Origin of the sequence: Olivibacter sp. SDN3, from assembly GCF_014334135.1 — a bacterium.
Taxonomy (GTDB): domain Bacteria; phylum Bacteroidota; class Bacteroidia; order Sphingobacteriales; family Sphingobacteriaceae; genus Olivibacter.
This window is the reverse complement of sequence record NZ_CP060497.1, coordinates 3,985,021-4,008,453: the sequence shown is the minus strand read 5'-3', so window position 1 is coordinate 4,008,453 and position 23,433 is coordinate 3,985,021. Positions and strand designations below refer to the sequence as shown.

At 38.6% G+C, this 23,433-nt stretch carries 21 protein-coding genes and 1 tRNA gene; 9 read left to right on the top strand and 13 right to left on the bottom strand.

The features are described from left to right. Window positions 1-18: 18 nt before the first annotated feature. Window positions 19-3,132, bottom strand: a complete 3,114-nt coding sequence (locus H8S90_RS16655) for a SusC/RagA family TonB-linked outer membrane protein (RefSeq protein WP_187338986.1) — start codon at window positions 3,130-3,132, stop codon at window positions 19-21. A 134-nt stretch (window positions 3,133-3,266) separates the two neighbouring features. Beyond that, a complete protein-coding gene (locus H8S90_RS16650) occupies window positions 3,267-4,454 on the bottom strand; it encodes an ROK family protein (protein ID WP_187338985.1) in 1,188 nt (395 codons plus the stop codon). Window positions 4,455-4,672: 218 nt separating this feature from the next. On the opposite strand from H8S90_RS16650, the gene ychF reads away from it, so the two are divergent. From ychF to H8S90_RS16635, 3 genes are all read left to right on the top strand, one after another. Next, on the top strand, window positions 4,673-5,773 hold the full coding sequence (gene ychF / locus H8S90_RS16645) for a redox-regulated ATPase YchF (RefSeq protein WP_187338984.1): 1,101 nt from the start codon (window positions 4,673-4,675) through the stop codon (window positions 5,771-5,773). 134 nt (window positions 5,774-5,907) lie between these two features. Further along, window positions 5,908-5,979, top strand: a tRNA-Arg gene (locus H8S90_RS16640). Window positions 5,980-6,304: 325 nt separating this feature from the next. Beyond that, window positions 6,305-6,739, top strand: a complete 435-nt coding sequence (locus H8S90_RS16635) for a DoxX family protein (RefSeq protein WP_187338983.1) — start codon at window positions 6,305-6,307, stop codon at window positions 6,737-6,739. Window positions 6,740-6,775: 36 nt separating this feature from the next. Here the strand turns inward: H8S90_RS16635 and H8S90_RS16630 are convergent, their stop codons facing one another. Next, window positions 6,776-7,489: a hypothetical protein gene (locus H8S90_RS16630; RefSeq protein ID WP_187338982.1), complete on the bottom strand. Its 714-nt coding sequence runs from the start codon at window positions 7,487-7,489 to the stop codon at window positions 6,776-6,778. 229 nt (window positions 7,490-7,718) lie between these two features. On the opposite strand from H8S90_RS16630, the gene H8S90_RS16625 reads away from it, so the two are divergent. The 3 genes from H8S90_RS16625 (at window position 7,719) to H8S90_RS16615 (ending at window position 9,733) form a co-directional block, all read left to right on the top strand. Beyond that, window positions 7,719-8,585 carry a helix-turn-helix domain-containing protein gene (locus H8S90_RS16625; RefSeq protein WP_187338981.1) on the top strand — a complete coding sequence of 289 codons (867 nt, stop codon included), beginning with the start codon at window positions 7,719-7,721 and terminating at the stop codon, window positions 8,583-8,585. A gap of 69 nt (window positions 8,586-8,654) precedes the next feature. Beyond that, window positions 8,655-9,131 carry a VOC family protein gene (locus H8S90_RS16620; protein ID WP_187338980.1) on the top strand — a complete coding sequence of 159 codons (477 nt, stop codon included), beginning with the start codon at window positions 8,655-8,657 and terminating at the stop codon, window positions 9,129-9,131. A 125-nt stretch (window positions 9,132-9,256) separates the two neighbouring features. Further along, the gene (locus tag H8S90_RS16615) at window positions 9,257-9,733 is read left to right on the top strand and encodes a YdeI/OmpD-associated family protein (protein WP_187338979.1); all 477 of its coding nucleotides are present in this window, start codon (window positions 9,257-9,259) and stop codon (window positions 9,731-9,733) included. Between the two features lie 78 nt (window positions 9,734-9,811). Here H8S90_RS16615 and H8S90_RS16610 read toward each other — a convergent pair whose 3' ends face one another. From H8S90_RS16610 to H8S90_RS16600, 3 genes are all read right to left on the bottom strand, one after another. Further along, window positions 9,812-10,291 carry a CinA family protein gene (locus tag H8S90_RS16610; RefSeq protein ID WP_187338978.1) on the bottom strand — a complete coding sequence of 160 codons (480 nt, stop codon included), beginning with the start codon at window positions 10,289-10,291 and terminating at the stop codon, window positions 9,812-9,814. 55 nt (window positions 10,292-10,346) lie between these two features. Continuing rightward, window positions 10,347-11,618 carry a hemolysin family protein gene (locus H8S90_RS16605; protein ID WP_187338977.1) on the bottom strand — a complete coding sequence of 424 codons (1,272 nt, stop codon included), beginning with the start codon at window positions 11,616-11,618 and terminating at the stop codon, window positions 10,347-10,349. A gap of 73 nt (window positions 11,619-11,691) precedes the next feature. Further along, the gene (locus H8S90_RS16600) at window positions 11,692-12,342 is read right to left on the bottom strand and encodes an MgtC/SapB family protein (protein WP_255501636.1); all 651 of its coding nucleotides are present in this window, start codon (window positions 12,340-12,342) and stop codon (window positions 11,692-11,694) included. Window positions 12,343-12,485: 143 nt separating this feature from the next. On the opposite strand from H8S90_RS16600, the gene H8S90_RS16595 reads away from it, so the two are divergent. Continuing rightward, window positions 12,486-12,674 carry a PLDc_N domain-containing protein gene (locus H8S90_RS16595; RefSeq protein WP_187338976.1) on the top strand — a complete coding sequence of 63 codons (189 nt, stop codon included), beginning with the start codon at window positions 12,486-12,488 and terminating at the stop codon, window positions 12,672-12,674. Window positions 12,675-12,733: 59 nt separating this feature from the next. Here the strand turns inward: H8S90_RS16595 and H8S90_RS16590 are convergent, their stop codons facing one another. Beyond that, window positions 12,734-13,714: a GlxA family transcriptional regulator gene (locus H8S90_RS16590; RefSeq protein WP_187338975.1), complete on the bottom strand. Its 981-nt coding sequence runs from the start codon at window positions 13,712-13,714 to the stop codon at window positions 12,734-12,736. 466 nt (window positions 13,715-14,180) lie between these two features. On the opposite strand from H8S90_RS16590, the gene H8S90_RS16585 reads away from it, so the two are divergent. After that, the gene (locus H8S90_RS16585; RefSeq protein WP_187338974.1) at window positions 14,181-14,594 is read left to right on the top strand and encodes a hypothetical protein; all 414 of its coding nucleotides are present in this window, start codon (window positions 14,181-14,183) and stop codon (window positions 14,592-14,594) included. A gap of 298 nt (window positions 14,595-14,892) precedes the next feature. Here the strand turns inward: H8S90_RS16585 and H8S90_RS16580 are convergent, their stop codons facing one another. Next, complete coding sequence (locus tag H8S90_RS16580; RefSeq protein WP_187338973.1) at window positions 14,893-16,173, bottom strand: M23 family metallopeptidase; 1,281 nt, start codon at window positions 16,171-16,173, stop codon at window positions 14,893-14,895. Between the two features lie 251 nt (window positions 16,174-16,424). On the opposite strand from H8S90_RS16580, the gene H8S90_RS16575 reads away from it, so the two are divergent. Then, complete coding sequence (locus H8S90_RS16575; RefSeq protein WP_255501635.1) at window positions 16,425-17,561, top strand: P1 family peptidase; 1,137 nt, start codon at window positions 16,425-16,427, stop codon at window positions 17,559-17,561. 22 nt (window positions 17,562-17,583) lie between these two features. Here the strand turns inward: H8S90_RS16575 and H8S90_RS16570 are convergent, their stop codons facing one another. The 5 genes from H8S90_RS16570 to H8S90_RS16550 all read right to left on the bottom strand — a co-directional run bounded on the left by H8S90_RS16570 (window position 17,584) and on the right by H8S90_RS16550 (window position 23,432). Next, a complete protein-coding gene (locus H8S90_RS16570; protein WP_187338972.1) occupies window positions 17,584-18,444 on the bottom strand; it encodes an aminotransferase class IV in 861 nt (286 codons plus the stop codon). Between the two features lie 122 nt (window positions 18,445-18,566). After that, a complete protein-coding gene (locus H8S90_RS16565; RefSeq protein ID WP_187338971.1) occupies window positions 18,567-19,316 on the bottom strand; it encodes a DeoR/GlpR family DNA-binding transcription regulator in 750 nt (249 codons plus the stop codon). 22 nt (window positions 19,317-19,338) lie between these two features. Continuing rightward, a complete protein-coding gene (locus tag H8S90_RS16560) occupies window positions 19,339-20,529 on the bottom strand; it encodes an MFS transporter (RefSeq protein ID WP_187338970.1) in 1,191 nt (396 codons plus the stop codon). A 123-nt stretch (window positions 20,530-20,652) separates the two neighbouring features. Continuing rightward, window positions 20,653-22,239, bottom strand: a complete 1,587-nt coding sequence (locus H8S90_RS16555; RefSeq protein ID WP_187338969.1) for a sodium:solute symporter — start codon at window positions 22,237-22,239, stop codon at window positions 20,653-20,655. 47 nt (window positions 22,240-22,286) lie between these two features. Continuing rightward, on the bottom strand, window positions 22,287-23,432 hold the full coding sequence (locus tag H8S90_RS16550; protein WP_187338968.1) for a four-carbon acid sugar kinase family protein: 1,146 nt from the start codon (window positions 23,430-23,432) through the stop codon (window positions 22,287-22,289). Window position 23,433 lies beyond the last annotated feature (1 nt).

Genomic DNA, 23,433 nt, shown 5'->3' with positions numbered 1-23,433 from the left:
CAATTTTAAAATTACCACTTAGAACGTTACAGAAAGGTTAAATAAGAAGGATCTTGCTGTTGGAGCACTCCCTCCTTCAAATCCTACGGCATTCGTTGCAGTAGCAAAAACGGATTCGGGGTCTACACCATTCATATGACTAGAGATTAGCCATACGTTATTGCAAGTAAACCCTACTCTAGCCCGTTGTATTGGTGTATTTTGTACCCACCTTCTCGGTAAGTTATAATTTAACTGAATATTTCTAACCCGGATATTCGATGCGTCGTAAAGATTGGCCTCATTAATACCCAAATTACCACCGGATGTCGTGATCGCCGTCCAATACTGCTCTGGACGTATTTCTACCCCGTTAGGAGCGTAGGTATTGCTTTCCACGTCTAAAATGACACCAGGAACTACAAAATTTGAACGGCCATTTTCTGCAGTTATCGAAGCTGTTCCACTTTGTTGCATAGACCGATTCGTGTTAGAGAAAATTTTTCCTCCAAAACGACCATCAATTAAGAAGCTCAAGGATAGGTCTTTGTAAGTAAAAGTATTGGTTATCCCTAATAAGGCCCTAGCTTGTTGGTCGCCCAGCGGATGCGCTTCCTGGGTTGATTGTGGCAAGCCTCCAGCAGTTAAAACCAACTCACCGTTATAAGGGCTATTAGCATCTTCCACTCTAACAAACTTTGTTCCCCAAATCTGTCCATATAATTGTCCTGCCACTGCGTTTACACTCACGTTATCAAACCCCCCAAGAGAATAACGCTCAATTTCATCTGTAAGCGCTTTAATGGTATTGATATTTCTGGAGAAATTCACGCCTAAATCCCAGGAAAAACCTGCTGGATTATCGAGTACCCTACCGGTCAACATCAATTCCACACCTTTATTCTCTATATCCCCGGCATTTACAATTTGATTTTGATAACCACTTAAAGGGTCCATTGGCAAGGAGATAAGCTGATTCGTTGCATTGGATTTATAAAATGCGGCATCAATACCTAATCGATTATTAAAGAGTCTAAAATCAGCACCTACCTCCCAATTCTTGATCAATTCGCTTCGAACAAATGGATCAAATTTTGTGGTGTTTCTACCGGCTGTAGTATTTCCTAGTGGATCCTTCCCAATGGTGAAAATATTATAGAGCTGATACGGCTGCATATCATTACCTACCTCGGCATAAGAAGCTCTAACCTTTGCAAAACTTACCCAAGATGGCATGGAACCGCCCGAGCGTTCAAGCATTTCGTTGATAATCAAGGAAGACGAAACCGAGGGGTAAAGGAAAGACCTGTTATCCGGATGCAAGGTTGTCGTCCAATCATTTCTTATTGTTCCATCCAAGAAGAAATAACCATCCCAATTAAGTCCTAAAGACCCGAAAACAGAATTTATTCTTCTTTCGGAAAAGAAATCGGTCACTGTAGGATTGGCCTTTCCATTGTTAATTGAGAATAAATTCGGGACCTCCAGTTCACCAGCGCTGCTACTTAAGTTATCTCTTGTTTGTTGCATTAATTGGCCACCCAATGAAGCAGTAAACCCTAGCTGTCTCCAGATATTATCCTTTTTCGCATTAATCATCGCAATATAGTTGTTTTCCACAAAGGTCTCTTTCCCTTTACTATATCTACCTGTTTGACTTAAAGGACTTCCGGCAAATTGGCGAGCCTCTGTTGCTGTTGTATATAAATCAGAACCGACCTTCACTTCCGCATTCAACCAATCATTGAAATCATACCGTATACTCCCATTTAATAGAAAACGATCCCTAACATCTTGGTTGAGGTTATATCGATAGTTCCAATAAGGGTTAATTTGATTACTCGCCCCATACCACAGCATAGAGCCAAGCTCATTTGTAGCTGCACTAAATTCCTGGATATCTAAAGATCTTGGCATCAAATAAGTAGTTAAAAAAGCATTAGAGGTATTCACACCATTCACAGGTCTGTTTTGTGCATTAGAATTAATGTATTGCACCTTAAAATCAGTCGTCCATCGGTCGTCTTTTCCGAATTTACTTACTGCTCTGGTAATCATATTTGCCCGAGTCAATTTGCTCCCAGGAATGATTCCGCTATTTTGCAAGAAGTTAATAGAAGAATAAACAGAGGTAGACTGTATCTGTTGTTGAAACGAGATATTTTGTATGTTATTAAACCCCTTATTAAAGTAATTGGTCACATTATCGTAAGCACGCATACTAACCGTTTCATCATTCCAATTGGTAATTTCTTGACCTTCAATCCGCGGTCCCCAACTTAAATTCTGCTGATCATCAAATGATCCTCCAGTTCCCTGACCAAATTCATTCTGAAACTTTGGATTAGTGAAAATTGACTCGAATCCTAAACTAGATGAATAGGTAATGCCTAAACCATTTTGTTTTGACCCTGTTTTTGTCGTAATTAAGATCACCCCATTACCAGCCCTAGATCCATATAAAGCAGCGGCTGCACCACCTTTAAGTACCGACATGCTTTCAATATCGTCGGGGTTAATGTCACCTAAACCATTCCCACGGTCCTCTGATGGATTCCAAAAATCATTATTGCTAGCGCCGGTAAAGTTGTCCATAGGAATACCGTCCACCACAATTAGCGGCTGGTTGTCTCCAGTTAAGGAATTGAATCCGCGCAAAACGATTTTACTTGATCCCGCGGGGCCATTACTCGATCTGGCAACCTGTAAACCCGCAACACGACCGGATAGCGAATTTGTAATATTAGTTTCTCTAGCACCGGTTAATGTTTCACCCTTTATATCTTGATAAGCGTAACCTAAAGATTTTCGCTCGCGTTTTATACCCATCGCAGTAATAACCACCTCACCTAACTCCGACATATCTGCCGAAAGATTGATATCTAGTGTTGTCATCCCTTCTGTAACGGCAATTTCCTTCGGCTGATACCCGACAAAACTTATGGTAAGGATATCGCCAGGTACAACTTCAATTGCGAATTGCCCGTTGGCGTTGGTCTGCACACTGATTTTCCCTTTTACAGCTACGGTTGCTCCAAGTATAGCTCCCTGATTATCAGACACAACACCTGTAATATTTTGTTGAGCAAAGCTGCTGAGTGCTATAAAGCAACATATCACAACAGCGAAAGCCCTTGAATAACTTTCTTTCATGACTTGATTGGTTTGTTAAAATTTTAATTGTAGTTGATTGATGTCTAAATTGACTAGTCCTAACATATAAGACTCATTGGTTAAGTGATTTTTACTTCATAGGCAATTGATTAAGGGTTGATTTTCATAAAGTGTTAAAACTTCTCGATCCTTTCCATGACCAGAGTAGCTGCCCCAAGCAATTCCGCATCTTTGTTCAATTGAGACGGTATCGTTATGCACTGCTCGGCCAGCATTGGAATGCAAAACTCATTAATAGCCTGCTGCACAGGAGCTAACAATATTTTAGAGGCTATAGCTCCTCGGCCGCTGATAACTACGCCTTGCGGATTCATAATATGTATTAATGTAGCTATACCTTTGCCGATCAGAAAAGCTGCTTTTGAAAGCAAATTGATCGCTAGCTGGTCTCCGGCATTTGCTGCTTTAAGAATTACTTCTCCCGTTAGCACGCCAGATTCGGTAAACATTTGAGTCATTTTCGACGCTACTCCACGGTCCATCTCCTCCTGAGCTTTCCTTGTTAATACTAATAAAGAAGAGTCTACTTCCAAACATCCTTTTTTGCCGCATGCACATAAATTATTACTGTCTGCCAGCGGGACATGGCTAAATTCCCCTGCAAATCCGTTATGTCCTCTGAAAAGCTTCCCATTAACAATCATTCCTAAGCCTATCCCCCACCCAACATTTACTACCATCACATCCTTCATTCCTCTTGCTGCACCAAAATTCAACTCCGCTAAAGCAATAGCACTAGAATCATTATCAACGTATACTGGAAGCCCGATCCGCTCGCTGATATAATCAGAAATGCTGTTCTCTCCCAAGCCGTAATAGGTTCGGTTGATACCTTGTTCAGCATTCACAAAACCAGGCATAGCCATACCAATACCTAAAATGTGTTCCTGAGCCACGGCAAGTCCGTCGATATAGGCTTTAAGAAAAGCTATTAATTGCGACAATGATTCCTTAGAGTTGCAGAGATTTATTTTCTGCTCACTCGGACCAATAATAATCTCATTATGAAGATCAAATAAGGCTATACATGAAACGACCTGATCAATAGATATCGCCACAATATATTTATGGGCTGCTTTATTCAAGCAATACTCGAGGGCACGCCTTCCACCCGTAGAAGGCGCTAGCTGATTGTTGATTACAAATGATTCTATTTTTAAGCTATTGACCACAGCAGTAATCAAGGGTAAACTTTTACCCGTAAGTCTACTCAATTCATTGATAGATAAAGCACCTTTATAATACAGATGCCTCAAAATATCAAGCCTCAATGCGCTATGTTTATCCGATCTACCTTCCACGATAATTTAGATTGATATAGCAAACATAATAAGTAATAAAAATAAAAAACAAATAACTTATTATTTTTTTTAAAAAAGTATCTATACTTATATATTTATATAAGATAAAAACCTCTTTTTTAGTAACAAAAACATAGATATTTTAAAAATCTTTTTATTTCCTATCTTTGCGGCTATTGTAACAAAATATTGAGGCTATATAATCTAATTCATCACCAATGGCACTACAATGCGGCATCGTTGGTTTACCCAACGTAGGAAAATCCACATTATTTAATTGTTTATCAAATGCGAAAGCACAAGCTGCAAACTTCCCGTTCTGTACAATAGAACCTAACGTAGGGGTTATTTCTGTGCCGGACGAACGGTTAAACAACCTAGCGGAGCTTGTAAAACCGCAGCGGGTAGTTCCGAATACTATCGAAATTGTTGACATTGCTGGTCTGGTAAAAGGGGCGAGCAAAGGCGAAGGACTGGGAAATCAATTCTTGGGTAACATACGAACGACAAATGCTATTATACACGTACTACGTTGTTTTGACAATGGCAATGTCATACATGTTGATGGCTCTGTAGATCCTATTAGAGATAAAGAAATTATAGACACAGAGTTACAATTAAAAGATTTAGACACTGTTCTCAAACGTATACAAAAGGTGGAAAAGATGGCTAAAACAGGTGGAGACAAAGATGCCAAAAAAACGTTTGACATTCTCTCCGTTGTAAAAAGTCATTTGGAAGCAGGTAAATCTGCCCGTACTGCTCCTATATCAACTGAAGATTTCGACTACATCAACGACCTCAGTTTATTGACAATCAAACCTGTATTATACGTTTGTAATGTCGACGAAGCATCTGTAGTGTCTGGAAATGCATATGTAGATCGTGTAAAGGAAGCGGTTAAAGATGAAGATGCGGAAGTTTTAGTGATATCTGCTCAGATTGAGTCGGAAATAACACAGCTTGACAGTTATGAAGAACGCCAACTGTTTTTAGAGGATTTGGGTTTAAACGAATCAGGTGTTCATAAACTCATCCGTGCGGCCTATAAGTTACTCGATCTTGCCACCTATTTTACCGCTGGCGTACAGGAAGTAAGAGCTTGGACAATAAATAAAGGTTTTACCGCGCCACAAGCTGCCGGTGTTATCCACACAGATTTTGAAAAGGGATTTATTCGTGCAGAAGTTATTAAATATAACGACTTCATAACGTATGGTTCTGAAAACGCATGTAAGGAAGCTGGAAAACTAAGTGTTGAGGGAAAAACGTATGTGGTGGAGGATGGAGACATTATGCACTTCAGGTTCAATGTTTAACCACTGTCTGGGCACAACTCTTTGCGTATTATCTATTTAGGACAGTAGCTCCGTACGTAAAGAAAATACGATACGAGCCGACTCGTTTAAAATTGCATATAACAACAATTTTATCTATGTTTGCCAAACATTTTTCACCCGTAGTTCAATGGATAGAATGTCAGATTCCGGTTCTGATGATGGGGGTTCGAATCCCTTCGGGTGAACAAAGAAGGCCTTTCACTAAGAAAGGCTTTTACGTTTGACAAGGGATGAGAACAGAAGCGAAGACAGGGTTCGAACTTTCTCTTGGCAGCCAAGCGTGCGGGTAATATGTGGGACGCCAACAATCCCTTCGGGTGAACAAAGAAAGCCTCTCACTAAGAAAGGCTTTTGCGTTTAACAAGGGATGAGAACAAAATAGCCAACCAATTTGTGAATCAGCATATCGCAGCTGTTATATAGATTTTATTCCAATACTCTTTTTTAAAATCATTAAAATTCGTGATATTTGATAACTGTAGATACAATTACCGTTATTAACCTCTTATTATGTTTTACAATAGGCCTAATCTTTTTTTTAGAAAAAATGGAGCATGGGCACCACTTTTCATAAGATTAATAGTAGGTTTCCACCTAATATATGGTGTTCATGATAATATTATCGATCAAGCGGCTATGGGCAAATTCAGCGCGTTCTTGAGTACCTATAACTTTCCTGCCCCTCCCATTGCAGCGTATATTTCCGTATATGCACAGCTTATCTGCGGCATCCTCTTTGTCGTTGGGTACTACCTGCGTATCGCAGCCCTACTAATGATTATCAATTTCACCGTAGCCCTTTTAGCTGTACATATCAGCGACAGCTATACAAATATGTTTCCCGCCCTATTCATGCTCTTTTCGTCCTTTTCTTTGTTCTTTAGTGGCGCTGGAAAATTCTCTGCAGACCAACTAAAAAGAAACAGCAAAAGGATCGGCTATTGAAGAGCTTGATGAGGTCAATATATTAAACAGGATATATTATAATTCTTTGAAAACAGCCTCTACGCTTGTATAATATAAAGCTGTCTCGCCTTCAAAGCCGGAATCCGTACCTACAATTACCCAAATACTACCCGCATCATCAGTTTGTGCCACAAATTCTCCCGTATTACTTAGCATGGTGTATACATATTCCTCAGTCCCGTTAGCTACATCCCCTATTACTACCATATCTTCACCATCAGTACAACACTGATTGATTTTACCAATATTCATTTCGTAAAAATTATTATCATTTGGTTCGGAAACAGGCTCTTCAAAGCTTGCTCCGACTCCCATGCCAACGGACTCCCCCGGGGCGCCGCCAACACCCACACCTCCGCTCCTCGCATTAGAAGCGAATTCCACGGTAAAGGTTATCCTGTAAGTTGTTAATGGCTTTAAATCGGTTACCTGTCTTTTCAGATACATAAATAAGTCATCACTCCTATTGACACCTGATATACGATAGGCTTGTTGATCGGTATCCAATGGCTCTGGAAGATTGGTAATGCCCTCTTCAAGCTCATAAATCTCCACATTGTCTCCATTGTATTCCGCAAAATCTGCTATCCAGCCATCTTCACCTTCAGAAAACTCAGATCGTATAATAAGCTCACCATCAGTTCGATCGTCATCCTTCTGGCAAGAAGTGACCAAGAGAACCATAACAGGAATTAAAGGAATTAACTTTCTAAAATTTAATCGTTTCATAGCTAGACAATATTGGTTTCTATTATTAGGGAACGAGAAAGGCTCAAATTGTGCTACATATAGACAAAGCGCTTGCTATGATGTACCATAACTTCATCTACAAATGTGGAAATACAGCGCTTTTACCTGCGATGATTTTTTGTTATTCTACGTTCGTGAATTCAACGCATTTTATCTAAGTTTGTTGGAAAGAACATAAGCTTGTAAAAACCAATAGTTGTAAACATTCATGGCGAGTTTTCTAAATTTTGGTTCCTCATTTAGGCCTGTCCAACCAACTATCGATGGCCATAAAGACGTTACTTATTTAGAATCTCCACCTACGTCATATCTGGCAAACCATATCTATTGTTTTTGGGAACTGAAAACGAAAAATTGCTTAGGTGATGCTTTTGCCTACAAAGTTGTCGCAGATGGCTGTATTGATCTTTTTTTCGATATATATTCTTTCCCAGAAATATACATCATGGGAATAGCTAGTAGTTACACAGAGTTTCTGCTACCCTCTACATTCCACTATATAGGTATAAGATTTCTTCCCACGGTTTTTCCCTTGCTATTTCAAATCGATGCCCACGAGCTTACTAATCGCTTTGAGCTTGTCAACGATGTAGTGCCCACATTGCAAATACAATTATCTGAGATTATTTCACGGCAACTGCACCTACATTATAAATCTAATAAAGCTGAGGCAGGAGCAATAAACACTACAAACAGTATCTTTGAAATACTAAAGGAGGCATTTAATACTTTTTTCACGTCGCTAGCTTTAGCACAAAATTCGCTCTTAGATAAAAGACTATTTCATGCCATCAAATCCATTATAGATGCGCGGGGCACATTAAACATTGAAAGAGATCTAGATGTTGCGCTGAGCTCAAGGCAGCTCAGACGTTTATTTAGTTTCTATATTGGCGAGTCTCCTAAAACCTTCAGTAAGATTGTTCGTTTCCAGAATATCTTGCACGCAAAACCTTCATTAGAAGATCTAAGAAAAAATAAACTCTTTTTTAATGCCGGTTATTATGATCAAGCGCATTTCATTAAAGAGTTTAAAAATATGTACGGGCTCCTCCCGTCTAAAGCCTTAAAATAGAGATGTCCGTTTTTTACAATTTTATTTCCCTGGTAAAGGCCACTTTTGTTGTATAATACAACGCTAATAATGAAAAAGTTATCGTTTTCTATCGTTTGCATCATGTTATGTAGCATGGCCAATACTTTTGCACAAACCGATTTAATCACTGAAAAAATGAAAAAAATGAAATTAAACGCAGGAATTATCACAGATAAGCTGCAAGAAACTAAAGATTTTTACCGCAGCATTTTAAATTTCGGTATCACTTTTGAAAATGACTTCTACTTGTTGATGCATACGCCTGACCAAACAAGTGAAATCAGTTTTTTGCTTCCCGATCATCCCAGCCAACAAGTGCTTTTCCAATCTAAATTTGAAGGCAGAGGAGTTTATTTTACTATTGAAGTTGATAATATAAATGAAATCTATCAAGAAATTAAGCGTAAAGAGGTAACCATAGAGATAGACTTACGTGAAGAGCCTTGGGGCGATAAGCATTTTGCAATAAGGGATCCAAATGGCGTAGGAGTAGATATTGTAGAATATCATCCCTCCTCACATTAACGGATAAAATACGGTTATAAGCGACCTTTATATTACCCCATATTGCCGCTGTGGTTAACATGGGTATGGGGTGATTCCATTTCTTTTTATTTTGTAATTTGGCTCCCTAAAAGTACTTTTAAAAAATGGAAGAGGTTATAATTAATCGCCAGGCACTATTGGAAAAATTTGCAGGAAAGGGTGGTTGGACATATATATCGGTGCCGGAAATAACACCAAATTATCGTAATCAATCAGGGCAGGTAAAAATAAATGGTTCTATAGATAACTATACCTTAAAAAATGCAACCTTAATGCCTTTTGGTAATGGTACACTCTTTCTTCCAATTAACGCTGCGATACGTAAAACGATTAAGAAATCAGCTGGCGATACTGTCAATTTAAAAATTTTTGTTAGAAAAGCTGTTAATATAACTAAAGAAGCATTCGTCGAAGTATTAGCAGACGAACCGGAGGCACTCGCCTATTATAATGAACTCGCTAGCCAAGAACAACAGCACTACATCGATTGGATAAATGAGACAAAAGATGAAAATGTGAAAATTGAACGCATGGCCTTTGTTGTAAATAAAATCTATGACTTATATCGGCATAAAAAATAAATATCAGGTCATCTCTTTAAAATCAGCAAATGAATATGGCGAATTAATTACTAACAAACATTATCTGCTTGCCCAAATCTATTTTCGTAAAACATCCCGCAACAAACTCGCAATTTTACAGATAGTTTGGTCAACAATCTCTTCACTGGTTCCAGAGAACACGCTACTAACAGATAAAGTAAGATTTTCTAATAACAAATGTATAAACATAGTTCCAACAGGTTTTACAGGTGACTCACTCCCGCCACTGGCAGTTAACCCTGTTATTGCTACATAGATATCTGCGTTCATCATTTTTTTCAATGCGTTTGCCATTGTCTCTGTCACCTCGGCCGATTCTGGTGTATACCTTCTGATAAGCGCTGCTGGGATGCCCAGTAGGCCAATCTTTACAGATGCGTCATAGCAGACAACACCACCTTTCAGTACTTTTCCTGCATAAGGAGTAAACGAGAACAGCGAACAGGCCCTCCCGGCGGTTGCACTCTCTGCAAAGGCTATCGTCAAGCCCTTATCTGCGATAAGCTTACTGCACTCAACAATTAATTCTAACGACATAAAACAATCAATAGTTAGTAAGAAACACTTTCTCCAGAAACAAAAAAATGAAATATCAAGAGGTTCGGGTAATTAAAATTTTATCAATCCTCATACCATTCATATCAATAACCTCTAAATTAAAGCCCTTCCATTTAACCCTATCAGTTACTACAGGTATATGGTTCAATTGATCAAGTATAAGACCTCCTAGCGTTGTAAAACCTGCTGTTTCCTGAACATCATCTAAATTAAAATATTCAATAAACTCGAAAAAAGGAAGTTGCCCGTCAGCCAGCCAGCTATCTGACGACCGTTGAACAATTTTATAGTCGTCATACGCTTTAACATGATTTCCAATCAGTTCATCTACCACATCGCTTATTGTGATCAATCCCTGTAGATCTCCATATTCGTCTAATACCATCGCATAACGCCTTTTTGACGACCGTAATCGCTCTAACACCCGGTAGGCCGCGGTATATTCTGAAACATATAACGGTTTATGAACAAACTTTTTTAAGTCAAATGTGGCGCCATCTAAATATTGCAGAAAAAGTTCTTTTACCGAGACTACCCCCAATATGTTATCCAACGAACGATCGCATACTGGGTAGAATGAATGTGTATTTTGTTTGATTTTTTCCTTTACATCTTTTAAGTCGTCGTTTACATCGAACCACTTAAGATCAATTCGGTGTGTCATAAGTTCAGCCGCACGTCGATCGCCCAAAGCAAACACCCGTTCAACTATCAACTGTTCAATAGGCTGTACCTCTCCTCCTTTCGTACTTTCTCTTATTATTGCATTGATTTCTTCTTCGGAAACAGCTTGCTCCTGGTAATCTTTTATTCCAAACAACTTAAAAAAAACATCGCTGGTTTTTGTTAATATCCAAATCAACGGGAGTGAAATCTTTGATATGATAGTCATCGGCAAAGCAATCGAAGAGGCTATTTTTTCGGAAAAATATAGTCCGAATCGCTTAGGAATCAATTCACCAAAGACAATGGTAAGATAAGTTATAGCTATAACTACTAAAAGAACAGCTAGCGAATCTGCATAGGCCGCTATAACGTCCCATTCTGCCAAAAATCGGCCGAGGATGGCAGTAAGGCTCTTCCCACTATAAATACCAGTTAAAATACCGATAAGTGTAATTCCAATTTGTACTGTCGACAAAAACGTGTTGGGATTTTTAGCCAGATAAAGCGCTCTTTCTGCACCTCTATCACCTTTTTTACTAACCACCTCCAGTTTGAATTTTTTTGATGATACCAAAGCTATCTCACTCATGGAAAACACGCCGTTCAATAGAATGAGTATTACAATGATGATTATCTCCATTAGCTAATATTTTATGATAAAAAGAGGAATAATTGATTTAACAAAACGGGTCTTAGCATAAAAAAGACACCACTTAGCTATAACTCTTAACATACGGTAATACTAAAATTTCTTCTTCTAGTTCGTGAAGCTGTCTATTATTGGCGGTAATTTCAATAATAACATGTAATATCTTATCATGTTTACGAAGGGACACTCTTTTATTTTTCACTTGCTTATTTATGAGAAATTTTTCTATCGTATATAAATTTCTTATATCATCATTTACAAATGTGATGTTTAAAAGTTTACGATTGTGTATCAAAGTTATCAAAGATTCTATCTTCATGAATAAGGATAAAATCAGGATGGTAATAATTGTTAGCGTAAATGCTAATGCATGATAACCTATTCCCGCTGCCATACCAATAGCTGCTGTTGTCCAAATCACGGCTGCTGTAGTAAGCCCCAAAACAGACAATCTATCTTTAAAAATCACTCCAGCACCTATAAAACCAATACCGGTAATTATATTTGCTGCGATACGATCATCACTCCCTGCACCATGTTGTGACACGATTGTAAAAATCGTTGATCCCAAACATATCAATATAATCGTTCTAAAGCCCGCAGATTTATTATTGTATTCGCGTTCAAGTCCTATAATGCATCCACAGATCACGGAGACGAAAATACTCATCATATCTCTGCGCTCTAACACCCATTCTAAGTCATTCACTTCCATTTATTTAATAGTTAAATCATTTTTCTAAAAAACCTCTTGGACGTATCGCTATAAGGTCATTTTAGCCAACGCGCCCACGCGAATGGATTACTGTTAAACCAAACAATAAATCGCTAAATATGTTTATAAAGTAAAAAACAATTATGGAAGATCAGCATGAGAATAGCTCAAAAACCGCTATCGAAACGGACTATAGTGCTCATCAGGACAACCCCGGTCCATCGAAAGAGGCCGTAGAAGAAAAAGATGACCGTAGTGTAGGCAATACGATAAAATGGGTAATCGTAATAGCCGTAATAACATTAGTTATAGCTTATTTCATTTTCATGTAGGCAACAAAGATAGACTTAGTTTGCTATGTTACATACGTTTTTTTAATAAAAAACTCATATTATATCACCTTGGCTTTTTTGTATTTATTTCTATATTCAACTGGTGATAATCCTGTCAATCGTTTGAAGGTACCACGGAAAGATTTCGTATCACTGTATCCTACATTGTACATGACTTCATTCACATTGTCATTGGAAGTCTCAAAGCTCATTTTCGCGGCTTCAATTTTTACACGTTGGATATACTCCAAAACGGTGTTTGTCGTCGCTTTTTTAAATCGTCTTTCAAAGTTTCTTCTCCCTAATGATAACATCGAAGCTAATTGATCCACAGTTATTCTGTCGTGAAAGTTACCTTCTATAAAATCTTGGGCTTTTTTTACCAACTCATCAAAATGATCTTTTTGGCGTTGGAAGATTATAAAAGGCGATTGACTATTCCGATCAATATCAATCTCAAAGATTTTTGACGAACGAATGGCCATATTGCGTCCTACATATTTCTCTACAATATACAATATAAGATTTAATGACGAATAGGCGCCCCCACTCGTATATACACCATTTTCATCTGTAATAATTTTATAGGGCATTAAATTGACTTCTGGAAACATCACTTTAAACTCCTCTGCAGCTAACCAGTGCGTCGTGCACTTTCTCCCATTCAATAATCCAGTAGATGCCAGAATAAAGGCACCAATGCATAAGGACGCTACCTCAGCCCCTTTTTTATACTGTTTAAGAATCCACGGTATAAAATCTTGATTTGCAGCAATTACATCCTTCATTTCCCCATGAACTGCGGGTATCAATATCAGATCAGTACCATCAACATCCACAATTGATTTTCCAGGTTTTACACTAAATAGACCATTAGACAACGTCGATTGATTTGTTAACCCCACTAAATGTACGTCAAAAGGCTTTGACCTACCCTGTTTTTCCATTGCCTCATTAATCTTCGAGAAGATCTTAAAAGATGCTTCAATATTACTTAAGCTTACATCCCCTTCGGGAACTACTATCGAGATATTTTTCATTCGAATAAATTATTGATATTTTAGTTTTTTTATGGCATCAATAAGCTCCCTTATGCTTGGTTCTTCTTTAATGGCAATGAGCCTTGCATGAACTATCTTTGTTTACGTTTCTTTTAAGCAGTAGCTTATGGTTTCATCATTATAGTTAGTCAACCGCAAACCGAGTTGCTTCCGTCTTCATTGGGTATTACCCTTCAAAGGTAGCTTAAAGATCAGTCGCAATCAACCCCTCTGATTGCCGTAATTACACCCGAAAGCCCACGTATAAGCAAACGTAAATCAATCGATAATAAAATAGGTTTTATTATGACTATACTACTCTTTTGAGTCTAAAAATCATTTTATGTGTAAGGAAACTGCACTTTCGTGTAATTTTCTAGGTTTGCTTACCAATTTAGCTTAACTTAACTGATGCAAAGGTTATTTGGAATGTTATAACTGATTTTACCTCAAAAATTCAATTGCCATGAGACAACGGGGAAAATTAAATTTGATAAATCGTACAGCTTACGATTGGATCAAGACTTATCAAAAGAATTACAAAATGGATCGCTGGCATTTTCCTGAAATCATTCCGGCAAAAACCTCTGTTGAAATAGATATTGAATGGACGGATGAGCAAAAAATCATCACTCGTTCTAATAACAGAGGTGCCGCCAACTACATGCTATTTGGCAGTCGAGACCGTTGCTTTCAGATTCATGCATCAACAAAAAACAACCACAACTGCGACCTTGAAATTCGTTTCGTTAATCTCAAAACATCTAAGCATCCAATTGGTAGTATTCTAAATCTCGACTGGGAGGGTAACGGGAATGTCAACTTTGCGCTATCGGGCACAGCTGATGAATTTGAAGTTTCGAACCGGAAAAAAAGGTAACTATGGTATATGTTAAATTGGGTTCCACTTATTAAGAAGACCAAACTCATTATATCATACTTCTTGTCTATAGATAACCCGAAGTTTTTCTTGAATCAACTAGAACTCATGACAAAATCTTCAAGACTTAAATTGTGCAAGAATTTAGATCTTACCCATATGTTTATTTTAGAATAACACTATTACAAATCTACTATTTTGTTGAGCAAATTTTTCCATGTTGGTTTCTATGCTTTACAACCCACATTATCCCAAACAAGTCATTGCGTCTTCTGCAACATCTTACCTAGAAAGATTATCATTTGGATATCCATCCGCTTCTGTCATTTTTTTTTATAAAGTAGTAAGAATTACTTTCAGCAAATATATCAATCACCGTTCCCTCCAATAACTCACTCACATGCGCGGCCGAAGAATCTGGTTGATGGTAGAGCAATTGCGTTTCTTTCAATTTATGGGTACGTAAAGGAGACTTTAAAGTCGATACCTGTCGTTGGTCTATCGTTGTGTTAATTCCTTCAGGCAATACAATTCTGTAACTATTTTTCATGGCGGCCTGAATAATGCCAAGAGCATACCTGTTCGGCTTTGTTAATATGCGTACGGTATCTCCTGGCGAAAAGTTATTGACTAAAATCTTTGGAGGACTAGATTTATCGGGCTTCAAAAAAGGCATGGGATCTACGGCTCCATTAGCAGTATAAATACCAAAATGTAAATGGGGAGCTGTCGTTTGCGCATTACCGGTATTACCCATTAAACCTATAGTATCTCCTCTAGATACCTCATGACCACCAGTAACCAATTGTGAATCTAAATGTGCATAATATAGCGTTATATTCCTATCGGCAGGTTTCAGCCAAACCACTTTCCCTCCTAAATTATTTGTACCTACCCTACTTACTCTTCCTGAAGCAGCGGCTACAACTGGTGTTAATCGTTTTGCGAAAATATCAACACCTTCGTGTTTTCTCACACCAGCATCTCTCCCATCACCGAAAAAGCTACCAAAGTTAGCACGGGCTGAAGAAGCTACCGGAGATGCCAACGAAGGTTCCGCTGTAATTTTTACGTTATACGATATACTTGCCAAAAGCTCAGGTTGTATACGTAAAAGATAGGTTCCATCAGTTTTAATTTCATATGCAAGCGTATCCGAAAGCGTATCAATGGAAATCAAATGCTTACGTTCTGAACTCATATCATCAATAAGCTGAAATAAATCAATAAAGAGCTTTACACTGTCTTTTGAATGTTTCTCGATAAGTACCTGCAAATACTCCCCCTGCCTTGCATCAAAAACGAAACCCGTAGCCTGCGGATTTTCTGCGGTAAAGAACCCTTTCTCCTGATAAGGAATTGTTATCGTCTGTGGTTGCAATAGACTCTCCTTTGCCGCCTTTTGCCAATGGCTAAACAATATGGTATTTCCTAATCCTGCCGCTTTCAATTGTTCCTCATAACGTTCATGTGCATATTTTCCTTTAAATAAATTTTTCGTGATAGGGTTGTTGCAGGAAATCACAGAAAATATTGTTAGACAAATACACCACGGAAAAAAAAGGTGATTACTTCTCATTATTCTTTATATTAAACAGCTGAACACACATGTGTATCTTGCATTGAAACAAGCGGCATAAACAAAAAGTTGACAGTATCTTTAATATTATCAAAGAACTATTGGATCGGGTTACTATGCAATCCCTCAATAAGAGATATGGGATCAATAACGCTTGTAATTTGTATATAAATGCATTTTCTCTAAGTTTGTATTATGAAGCAGTCTTAAAGGTATTTATCAATGCCTTCTGGCAATAAAAAAACGAAACGATGCACTTTAAATTTTATCCCCTCTTCGTTGTTGCTCTATGCTTGTCGATGCAAGCTTATACGCAACAGAAAAGGGCGCGCTCCTATGGCATTCAAATAGGCGTACTCCCTACCGGCCATTTAAATGCCATTACAGATGTACAAGGTATAAAAATAGGGCACGTCACACGTTTTGAAGGCGACGACATACGGACGGGAGTAACAGCTATTCTCCCCCATGAAGGAAATATATTCCAAGAAAAAGTTCCTGCGGCAGTATTTACCGGAAATGGTTTTGGCAAATTGGCGGGTAGCACACAGATTACAGAACTAGGCAATATAGAAACGCCTATTATTTTAACGAATACACTCAATGTAGCTACGGGAATTGATGCCGTAATAGATTATACGCTAAAACAAAAAGGAAACGAAAAAGTACAATCAGTCAATGCTGTGGTTGGTGAAACCAATGATGGTTACCTAAACGACATCCGTGGACGGCACGTGACCAAAGCCGACGTGATCAATGCCATTCAAAAAGCTAACGGTGGTCTACTACAGGAAGGAAATGTTGGCGCTGGCACCGGCACCGTATGCTTTGGATTTAAAGGTGGGATTGGCACGTCATCACGTCAATTACCTCAAAAGCTGGGAGGATACACTGTTGGGGTGATAATACAAAGTAATTTCGGTGGTGTTCTACAGATCGATGGTGTAAATATTGGACGCTCTCTAGGATTTTTCGATTTCAGTAACCACCTTTTGAATAATGTGGATGGTTCTTGCATGATCGTTGTAGCTACCGATGCACCATTGGATAATAGAAACCTCCATCGATTGGCAAAAAGAGCTTTTATGGGACTGGCGAAAACGGGAGGTATAGCTTCGAATGGCAGTGGAGATTACGTAATTGCTTTTTCTACTGCAAAGCAATTACGTATACCGCATGACACCGAACATCATCTTTTAGAAACGAGCTTAGTGCCAAATGATCAGCTCTCTCCTCTTTTCATGGCTGCCATTGAAGCTACAGAAGAAGCGATCATTAATTCACTTTTTATGGCCGAATCAGTCACAGGTGTAAACAATAGGACAATTGAATCTCTTCCTTTAGATAAAGTGTTACCTTTACTCCATATTAAGCAAAAAGATCAATAGCATTACTAAATTAAAAGACCAATTATAAATTTTCTATTTCTTCAATAAAAGCCTGCTGCATCTTGCTGGTTATGGAGCCAGTTCTTTTGGTAATGGTACTTCTGTCTGCCAGCATAACTTCAGTAACGGCAAGTATTTGGGCTGTAGTGCCGGTTAAAAACAATTCATCTACTTCTTGCAGGTCGTTGATAGGTAAAGCCTCCTCCTTTATTTCAATATTAAGCTTAAAACACATATTTATAACCCAATCACGAGTGATTCCGGGAAGAATATGCGGTCCGGCCGGATGCGTATAAACAACTCCATTGCGAACACAAAAAAAGGACGTATGCGTACCTTCGGTGATTATTCCGTTGCGTTCAAGTATACTTTCATCGAAAGCTAAACCATGCGCATATTCGTTTGCCTGAACATTGGCTATCAGAGAAGTCGATTTTATGTCGCATCTATGCCATCTCAAGTCCTTTGCAACAAGCACCTTCGCTTTACGGTGTTCGAAGCCACTCAGCTGTAGCTCAAAGGCATATATCAAGATGGTAGGAAGCACATTTTGAGGAAAATAATGTGTCCGTGGAGCCGCACCTCGGGTTATCTGTATGTAAACCGCACCATCCGATGCTGTTAAACCAGCTTGAGCAATTGCTTCATCAATTACTTCGCTCCATGCAAATCTTTGCTCCAACAAAATAGACACTTCATTTAAACAATACTCTAGTCTTCTTATGTGTGCTGAACTTAAAAAAGGTTTACCTCTATAGAAAGGAATCACTTCATACACGCCATCTCCAAGCATGAAACCTCTGTCGAAAACTGACACCTTCGCTTTATCAGCATTCAACCACTCACCATTTAAATATACTTTGTTGGGATATTTATTTGCCATATTATGAATTATCTAAAAGCTAATTTTTAAATACTTAAGATATATTTTGTCGCTAATCTATCGGTTACACTTTGGATTAGCAAATAAAAGAACAACATACGAGACAAATCCCCCTGGCATTTTTAAAGCAGCTGTAATGTTTTATATCGGTAGGCATCAAGTCTGCTGTCCATACTATCTAAATCTGTTATTAATACATCTATCTGATTGATATCGCAAACACGAAATGGATCTATGTTTTCTAACTTTTCCGAGTTACTAAGTGCAATACTTTTCAATGATGAGCGAAACATGGTTCGCTTCACCTCAGCCTCCGCTGCTATAGCAGTGGTGATACCAAAAGCGCTGTGCGTAGCACACAACCCCATAAAATATACATCAGCAACATATTGCTGCACTTGGGTACAGGTCGTCATGCCTATATTTGTTTCAGTTGCGTTAAGATAATTACCTCCAAGCACAATGACGTCTATATTCTTAAAAGGCTTTAAAATCGGAATTAAAGCTAAATTATTCGTTACGACGCGTATACTAAGGTTTATATTGAAATGACTTGCTAGTTGGCAAATAGTAGTTCCTCCATCCAAAAAAACCGTTTGTCCATCTTTTAGAAACTGTTGTGCTTTTAACGCTATAACCTCCTTACCTTCATTTAAAAACGATTGACGATCATGAAACGTTAAAGGATTCTTCGAACGTGGAATAGCGCCTCCTCTCACTTTCGAGAGTAGACCAGTCCGGTCTAACATGTCAATATCTCTACGGATAGTGTCTTCTGATACGTTGACAATTAAACTTAACTCTTGGTAAGTAACCCTTGTCTTTGTTTCCAGCTGATTTAATATTTTTCTAAAACGTTCTTCCCGAAGCATAGTAACTCAGTTAGGTATTTAATTATTTTCTCTTTAAGTAGCTTAAAGAAACTACAAATAGTAGCAATGCCACCAATGCAAAAGCTATTGGCAGAGAAAACTGAAATGCAACGAACCCCAGCAGGGCAGGTCCTGCTAGTTGCCCGGCATATCCCATTGTAGTAATCGCCGGAATAGCCACAGAAGCTGGTATGCCGGGCATTCTTCCGGCGGCACTAAAAAAAACAGGAACAACATTTGCCGCTCCTAAACCCAATAGTATAAACCCGAAGATTGATGCAAATGTCCACGGGGATAACACTGCCAGTAAAAAACCAATCCCAGCTACAAAACTACCAAGCACAACTGTTTTATTTGGACTGAAATGTTCTACTAGACGGTCGCCCGCTAAACGCATAAATGCCATAGCTATTGAAAACGCTGCATAACCAACACCAGACCATTCCGCATCCACTGATCGTTCCTCTCTTAAAAAAACTGCACTCCAGTCAAGCATTGCTCCTTCCGCTAAAAAAACGATAAAACACATGGCTCCTAAAAATAGGACACCGTGGTTTAGCCACAATGCTCCTCCAATTTTACTATTGCCAGCCGTTTTACCTATAGGCGCTGTCAATGCTGTTTCTGTGCTAACGCTAAATAAATCTTTATATTGACTACATACGATAATTATTAATAATATCGCTATAGTCACAGCAGCAGCTATCGGTTCGAGTCCAAGTTTCATTAAGGCACCTAAACCTAATGAACCGAACAAACCACCTACACTAAACAAACCATGAAATGAAGACATGATATGCCTACCGTATACCTCTTGAACATGTACTGCATGTGCATTCATGGCAACATCAACTGCACCTACACCGGCACCAAAAAAAAACAGTGTAATACCAAGACTTACCGGCTGTCCCATCATTAACAACAACGGCAATAACAACGCTATCATTAATGCAGAAAGCAGAATTATTATTCGTGAGCCATAACGATGTATAAGGAAACCAGTAATAGGCATCATTATTAAAGCTCCACCTCCCAGTAACAAGAGCAACAAGCCTAGGCTAGCCTCGTTCATAGCTAGTCGTTCTTTGGCATACGGTACCATAGGTGCCCAACTAGCAACTCCCAATCCACACAATAGAAAGATTAGCTGCGTCGCTCGTCGTGCTTTTAATACAATTCTTTTTTCTAAGGGAATAGCAATGCATACAGACATAATAAACGATTTATTAATTCGGGTGCTAAGGTAGTGTTTTTTGCAAAAATTTGCAAAATTGCAAATTTTTGCAAAAAACACTACCGCTAATTTCTCTTGATTTATGTGAGGTGCTGCGAAAATTTAAACTTTTGCAGGTGTTTCTACATTCATTTGTTTACTGCTTACGGGTACTGAAGTGTTTTTCTTTTTTCTTCCTTTGTACAAAAGATTGGGATCAATAGATGGCTTGGGAAAAAATAAACTTGCCAAATATCCCACCACAATAACCAATACGTGACTGTAAACACCCAACATCAATTTATGATGGCTGAAGTTGTACTGCCCTAAATCTAATATTACCCGATTACCAATCGCAGTAGAAGTCAAAACAGCATAACCTGTAAATAAAATACAGGTTACAATAGCGATATTCACCCCTTGTTCGTTTGCTCTTGTTGAAAACAATCCTAGCAAAAAGACACCTACTATCCCGCCAGAAAAAATAGCATAAAGCGTAAATATAATTCCAAGGATCCCTTCACTTCCTATATAAACGTATAGCGCTCCGATAGCTATCGCTAAAAAACCTGAAAAGAAAATAATCCACCGTCCGCTCTTAAGATAAATACGATCCGGCAAACCCGGTTTCATTTTCTTAAAATAATCTTCTACACCTACTGCTGCGAGTGAATTTAAATCGGCACTAAGACTACAAATTGCAGCAGATAACATAGCTGCCATAACAAAACCCGTTACTCCCACCGGGAGCTTTGTAGTGATAAAATAGGGAAAGACACTATTGGCATCAATTTCGGGAGGTAGTGGCTGTTGCTTATAATAGGCAAACAGCGCTGTACCAATTAGCATAAAAAGGGCCCATACTGGAACAGTTAATAAGATACCTAATAAAGAAGCCCTAATAGCCGACTTATTCGTAGTTGCGGTTAAGTAGCGCTGCACTACGGTTTGATCAGTACCATATTTTTGGACACCATAGAACAAGCCATTTATAGCCACTACTACGAACGTTAGATGCTTAAAATCGAGCGTATATGGACCAAAACCCGTCCGTTGATTTTTTTCTGCTATGCTAAACACTTCTTTCATGCCACCATCCATCGCATAAAAGATTATACCCAAACATAAAATACCACTTATAAATAGCATAAACCCTTGGAAAACATCTAACCAGATAACCGCTTCTAATCCTCCAAGTAGATTAACAATGATGATAATGCTTCCGACGAAAACGACAACAAAAAAGGTACTGATCCCCGTCATACTCCACACAGCCACTGCTAATAAGTAAAGCACGGTTCCCATGCCCGAAAATTGACGAAGTACAAAAGCAATAGAGCTATAATATCTTGCAAATGAACCAAACCTCTTTTCAAAATATTCATAAGTACTTAATCGTATTACTCTTCTATACAAAGGTACGATGAACCAGATGCTTCCCAACAACACTACTGGCACCATTAAGCCTTGAACCAAAAGTATCCAATTAGATGTATAACCTTCGCTAGGATACCCCAAAAAAGTCACACTGCTAATTAACGTTGCCAGCAAAGACATACCGATAGCCCAGGCTGGGACCCGACCTTTTGCAGCAAAAAATGACTGTGTGGAATGTTGGTTCTTCGCATACCTTAACCCAAGGTACAATGTAATTAATATAACAATAATGATTATGATATAATCTATTATGCTCAATGTAGGTCTATCCATAACGGTTAGCAATATGATCAGAATTTGAATTGGTATAAAATAATTTTTTATAAAACTGATTGCCAATCATAACTGCCAGGTTTCATTGTTATCCACAGTTTTCTTTTTCCAATAGCAGCACACCGTACAACGCCTGGTGCCAGCTCATTTTTTGGGTATAGCTGTGTAATGCCCAATGCCTTTAAAATAGCTGCTGCCGTTGCTCCACCCTCTATAAAAAGTTCCTTTACAGGACTTTCATTCAACACCAGTGTGACCGCTTCTGCCATTAAATTTCTCAGCATGACAGCATTATTTTTCAGGTTAATCGGCTGATCACTTTCGAATGCTATAATAGCTTTTTTTTGCTGAAATAACGAAAATATCGGGGAAATAGCCCATTCCATCATGGATTGGTATTGCTTAGTGATATTTGAAGTGTTGCTTGGCAAAAAAAACACTGACTTATGGTGCTTATGCCACATTTTCACCTGCTTAATACTATCGGGAAAACTGCTCCCACAGACAAACAATTGCGGATACAGGAGGTCAACTTTAGCCATAGGTACGGTAGGCTCACGCTGAAGTATTAACCGTAACAGCGCCTCAAAAAAAGCAGATGACCCCGCAGCCAAAGTCCCTTCCTCTATTTTGTCTACCCATAATATCAAATCATCAACGTCACTAACCTCTCCAACAATTTCGCCTTTATCCGGGAGAGGCTCACCCTGATTTTTTACAACAAACGTATGGCTATTGCCCAACATTTCCAGCACATCCGATGTTTTAGTCGGGAACTCAGGGTCCATCGCAAAAGCTGTTTCGTGTATAAGTTTATCATTTACAAAATAGCATCCTTTTTTTACAACTCTACCGAGGAGAGGATTTGCAGGGATTAATATGATTCGTCGGTAAGTAAATCTTTCCGACAGGAGCATTAACTCGTCCTTAACATACCCTCTCAAAACAGAATCGACCTTCTTATATAAATAACTATATGGAAGCTTAGCCACCCAATCCAATACGCTACTTATAACAACCATAGCCTCTTGCCTAGGTAGCGAACGAGTATCTGTATTGATAACCAAAAGATCCGTTGTTATATCGCGGTCTGTACAAACGCCGTTAACCATAGTAACCGCTAAGTTAAACCTTATCCCTATACCTCCTATTTCAGCTGCTCCCGTTAAATCATCTGCGATAACTACAATCATT

Bases quoted from the DNA above. Each gene is read 5' to 3' on its own strand.
- H8S90_RS16655 (WP_187338986.1), bottom strand. From the start codon at position 3,132: ATGAAAGAAAGTTATTCAAGGGCTTTCGCTGTTGTGATATGTTGCTTT.
- ychF (WP_187338984.1), top strand. From the start codon at position 4,673: ATGGCACTACAATGCGGCATCGTTGGTTTACCCAACGTAGGAAAATCC.
- H8S90_RS16635 (WP_187338983.1), top strand. From the start codon at position 6,305: ATGTTTTACAATAGGCCTAATCTTTTTTTTAGAAAAAATGGAGCATGG.
- H8S90_RS16630 (WP_187338982.1), bottom strand. From the start codon at position 7,489: ATGAAACGATTAAATTTTAGAAAGTTAATTCCTTTAATTCCTGTTATG.
- H8S90_RS16625 (WP_187338981.1), top strand. From the start codon at position 7,719: ATGGCGAGTTTTCTAAATTTTGGTTCCTCATTTAGGCCTGTCCAACCA.
- H8S90_RS16620 (WP_187338980.1), top strand. From the start codon at position 8,655: ATGAAAAAGTTATCGTTTTCTATCGTTTGCATCATGTTATGTAGCATG.
- H8S90_RS16615 (WP_187338979.1), top strand. From the start codon at position 9,257: ATGGAAGAGGTTATAATTAATCGCCAGGCACTATTGGAAAAATTTGCA.
- H8S90_RS16610 (WP_187338978.1), bottom strand. From the start codon at position 10,291: ATGTCGTTAGAATTAATTGTTGAGTGCAGTAAGCTTATCGCAGATAAG.
- H8S90_RS16605 (WP_187338977.1), bottom strand. From the start codon at position 11,618: ATGGAGATAATCATCATTGTAATACTCATTCTATTGAACGGCGTGTTT.
- H8S90_RS16600 (WP_255501636.1), bottom strand. From the start codon at position 12,342: ATGGAAGTGAATGACTTAGAATGGGTGTTAGAGCGCAGAGATATGATG.
- H8S90_RS16595 (WP_187338976.1), top strand. From the start codon at position 12,486: ATGGAAGATCAGCATGAGAATAGCTCAAAAACCGCTATCGAAACGGAC.
- H8S90_RS16590 (WP_187338975.1), bottom strand. From the start codon at position 13,714: ATGAAAAATATCTCGATAGTAGTTCCCGAAGGGGATGTAAGCTTAAGT.
- H8S90_RS16585 (WP_187338974.1), top strand. From the start codon at position 14,181: ATGAGACAACGGGGAAAATTAAATTTGATAAATCGTACAGCTTACGAT.
- H8S90_RS16580 (WP_187338973.1), bottom strand. From the start codon at position 16,173: ATGAGAAGTAATCACCTTTTTTTTCCGTGGTGTATTTGTCTAACAATA.
- H8S90_RS16575 (WP_255501635.1), top strand. From the start codon at position 16,425: ATGCACTTTAAATTTTATCCCCTCTTCGTTGTTGCTCTATGCTTGTCG.
- H8S90_RS16570 (WP_187338972.1), bottom strand. From the start codon at position 18,444: ATGGCAAATAAATATCCCAACAAAGTATATTTAAATGGTGAGTGGTTG.
- H8S90_RS16565 (WP_187338971.1), bottom strand. From the start codon at position 19,316: ATGCTTCGGGAAGAACGTTTTAGAAAAATATTAAATCAGCTGGAAACA.
- H8S90_RS16560 (WP_187338970.1), bottom strand. From the start codon at position 20,529: ATGTCTGTATGCATTGCTATTCCCTTAGAAAAAAGAATTGTATTAAAA.
- H8S90_RS16555 (WP_187338969.1), bottom strand. From the start codon at position 22,239: ATGGATAGACCTACATTGAGCATAATAGATTATATCATAATCATTATT.
- H8S90_RS16550 (WP_187338968.1), bottom strand. From the start codon at position 23,432: ATGATTGTAGTTATCGCAGATGATTTAACGGGAGCAGCTGAAATAGGA.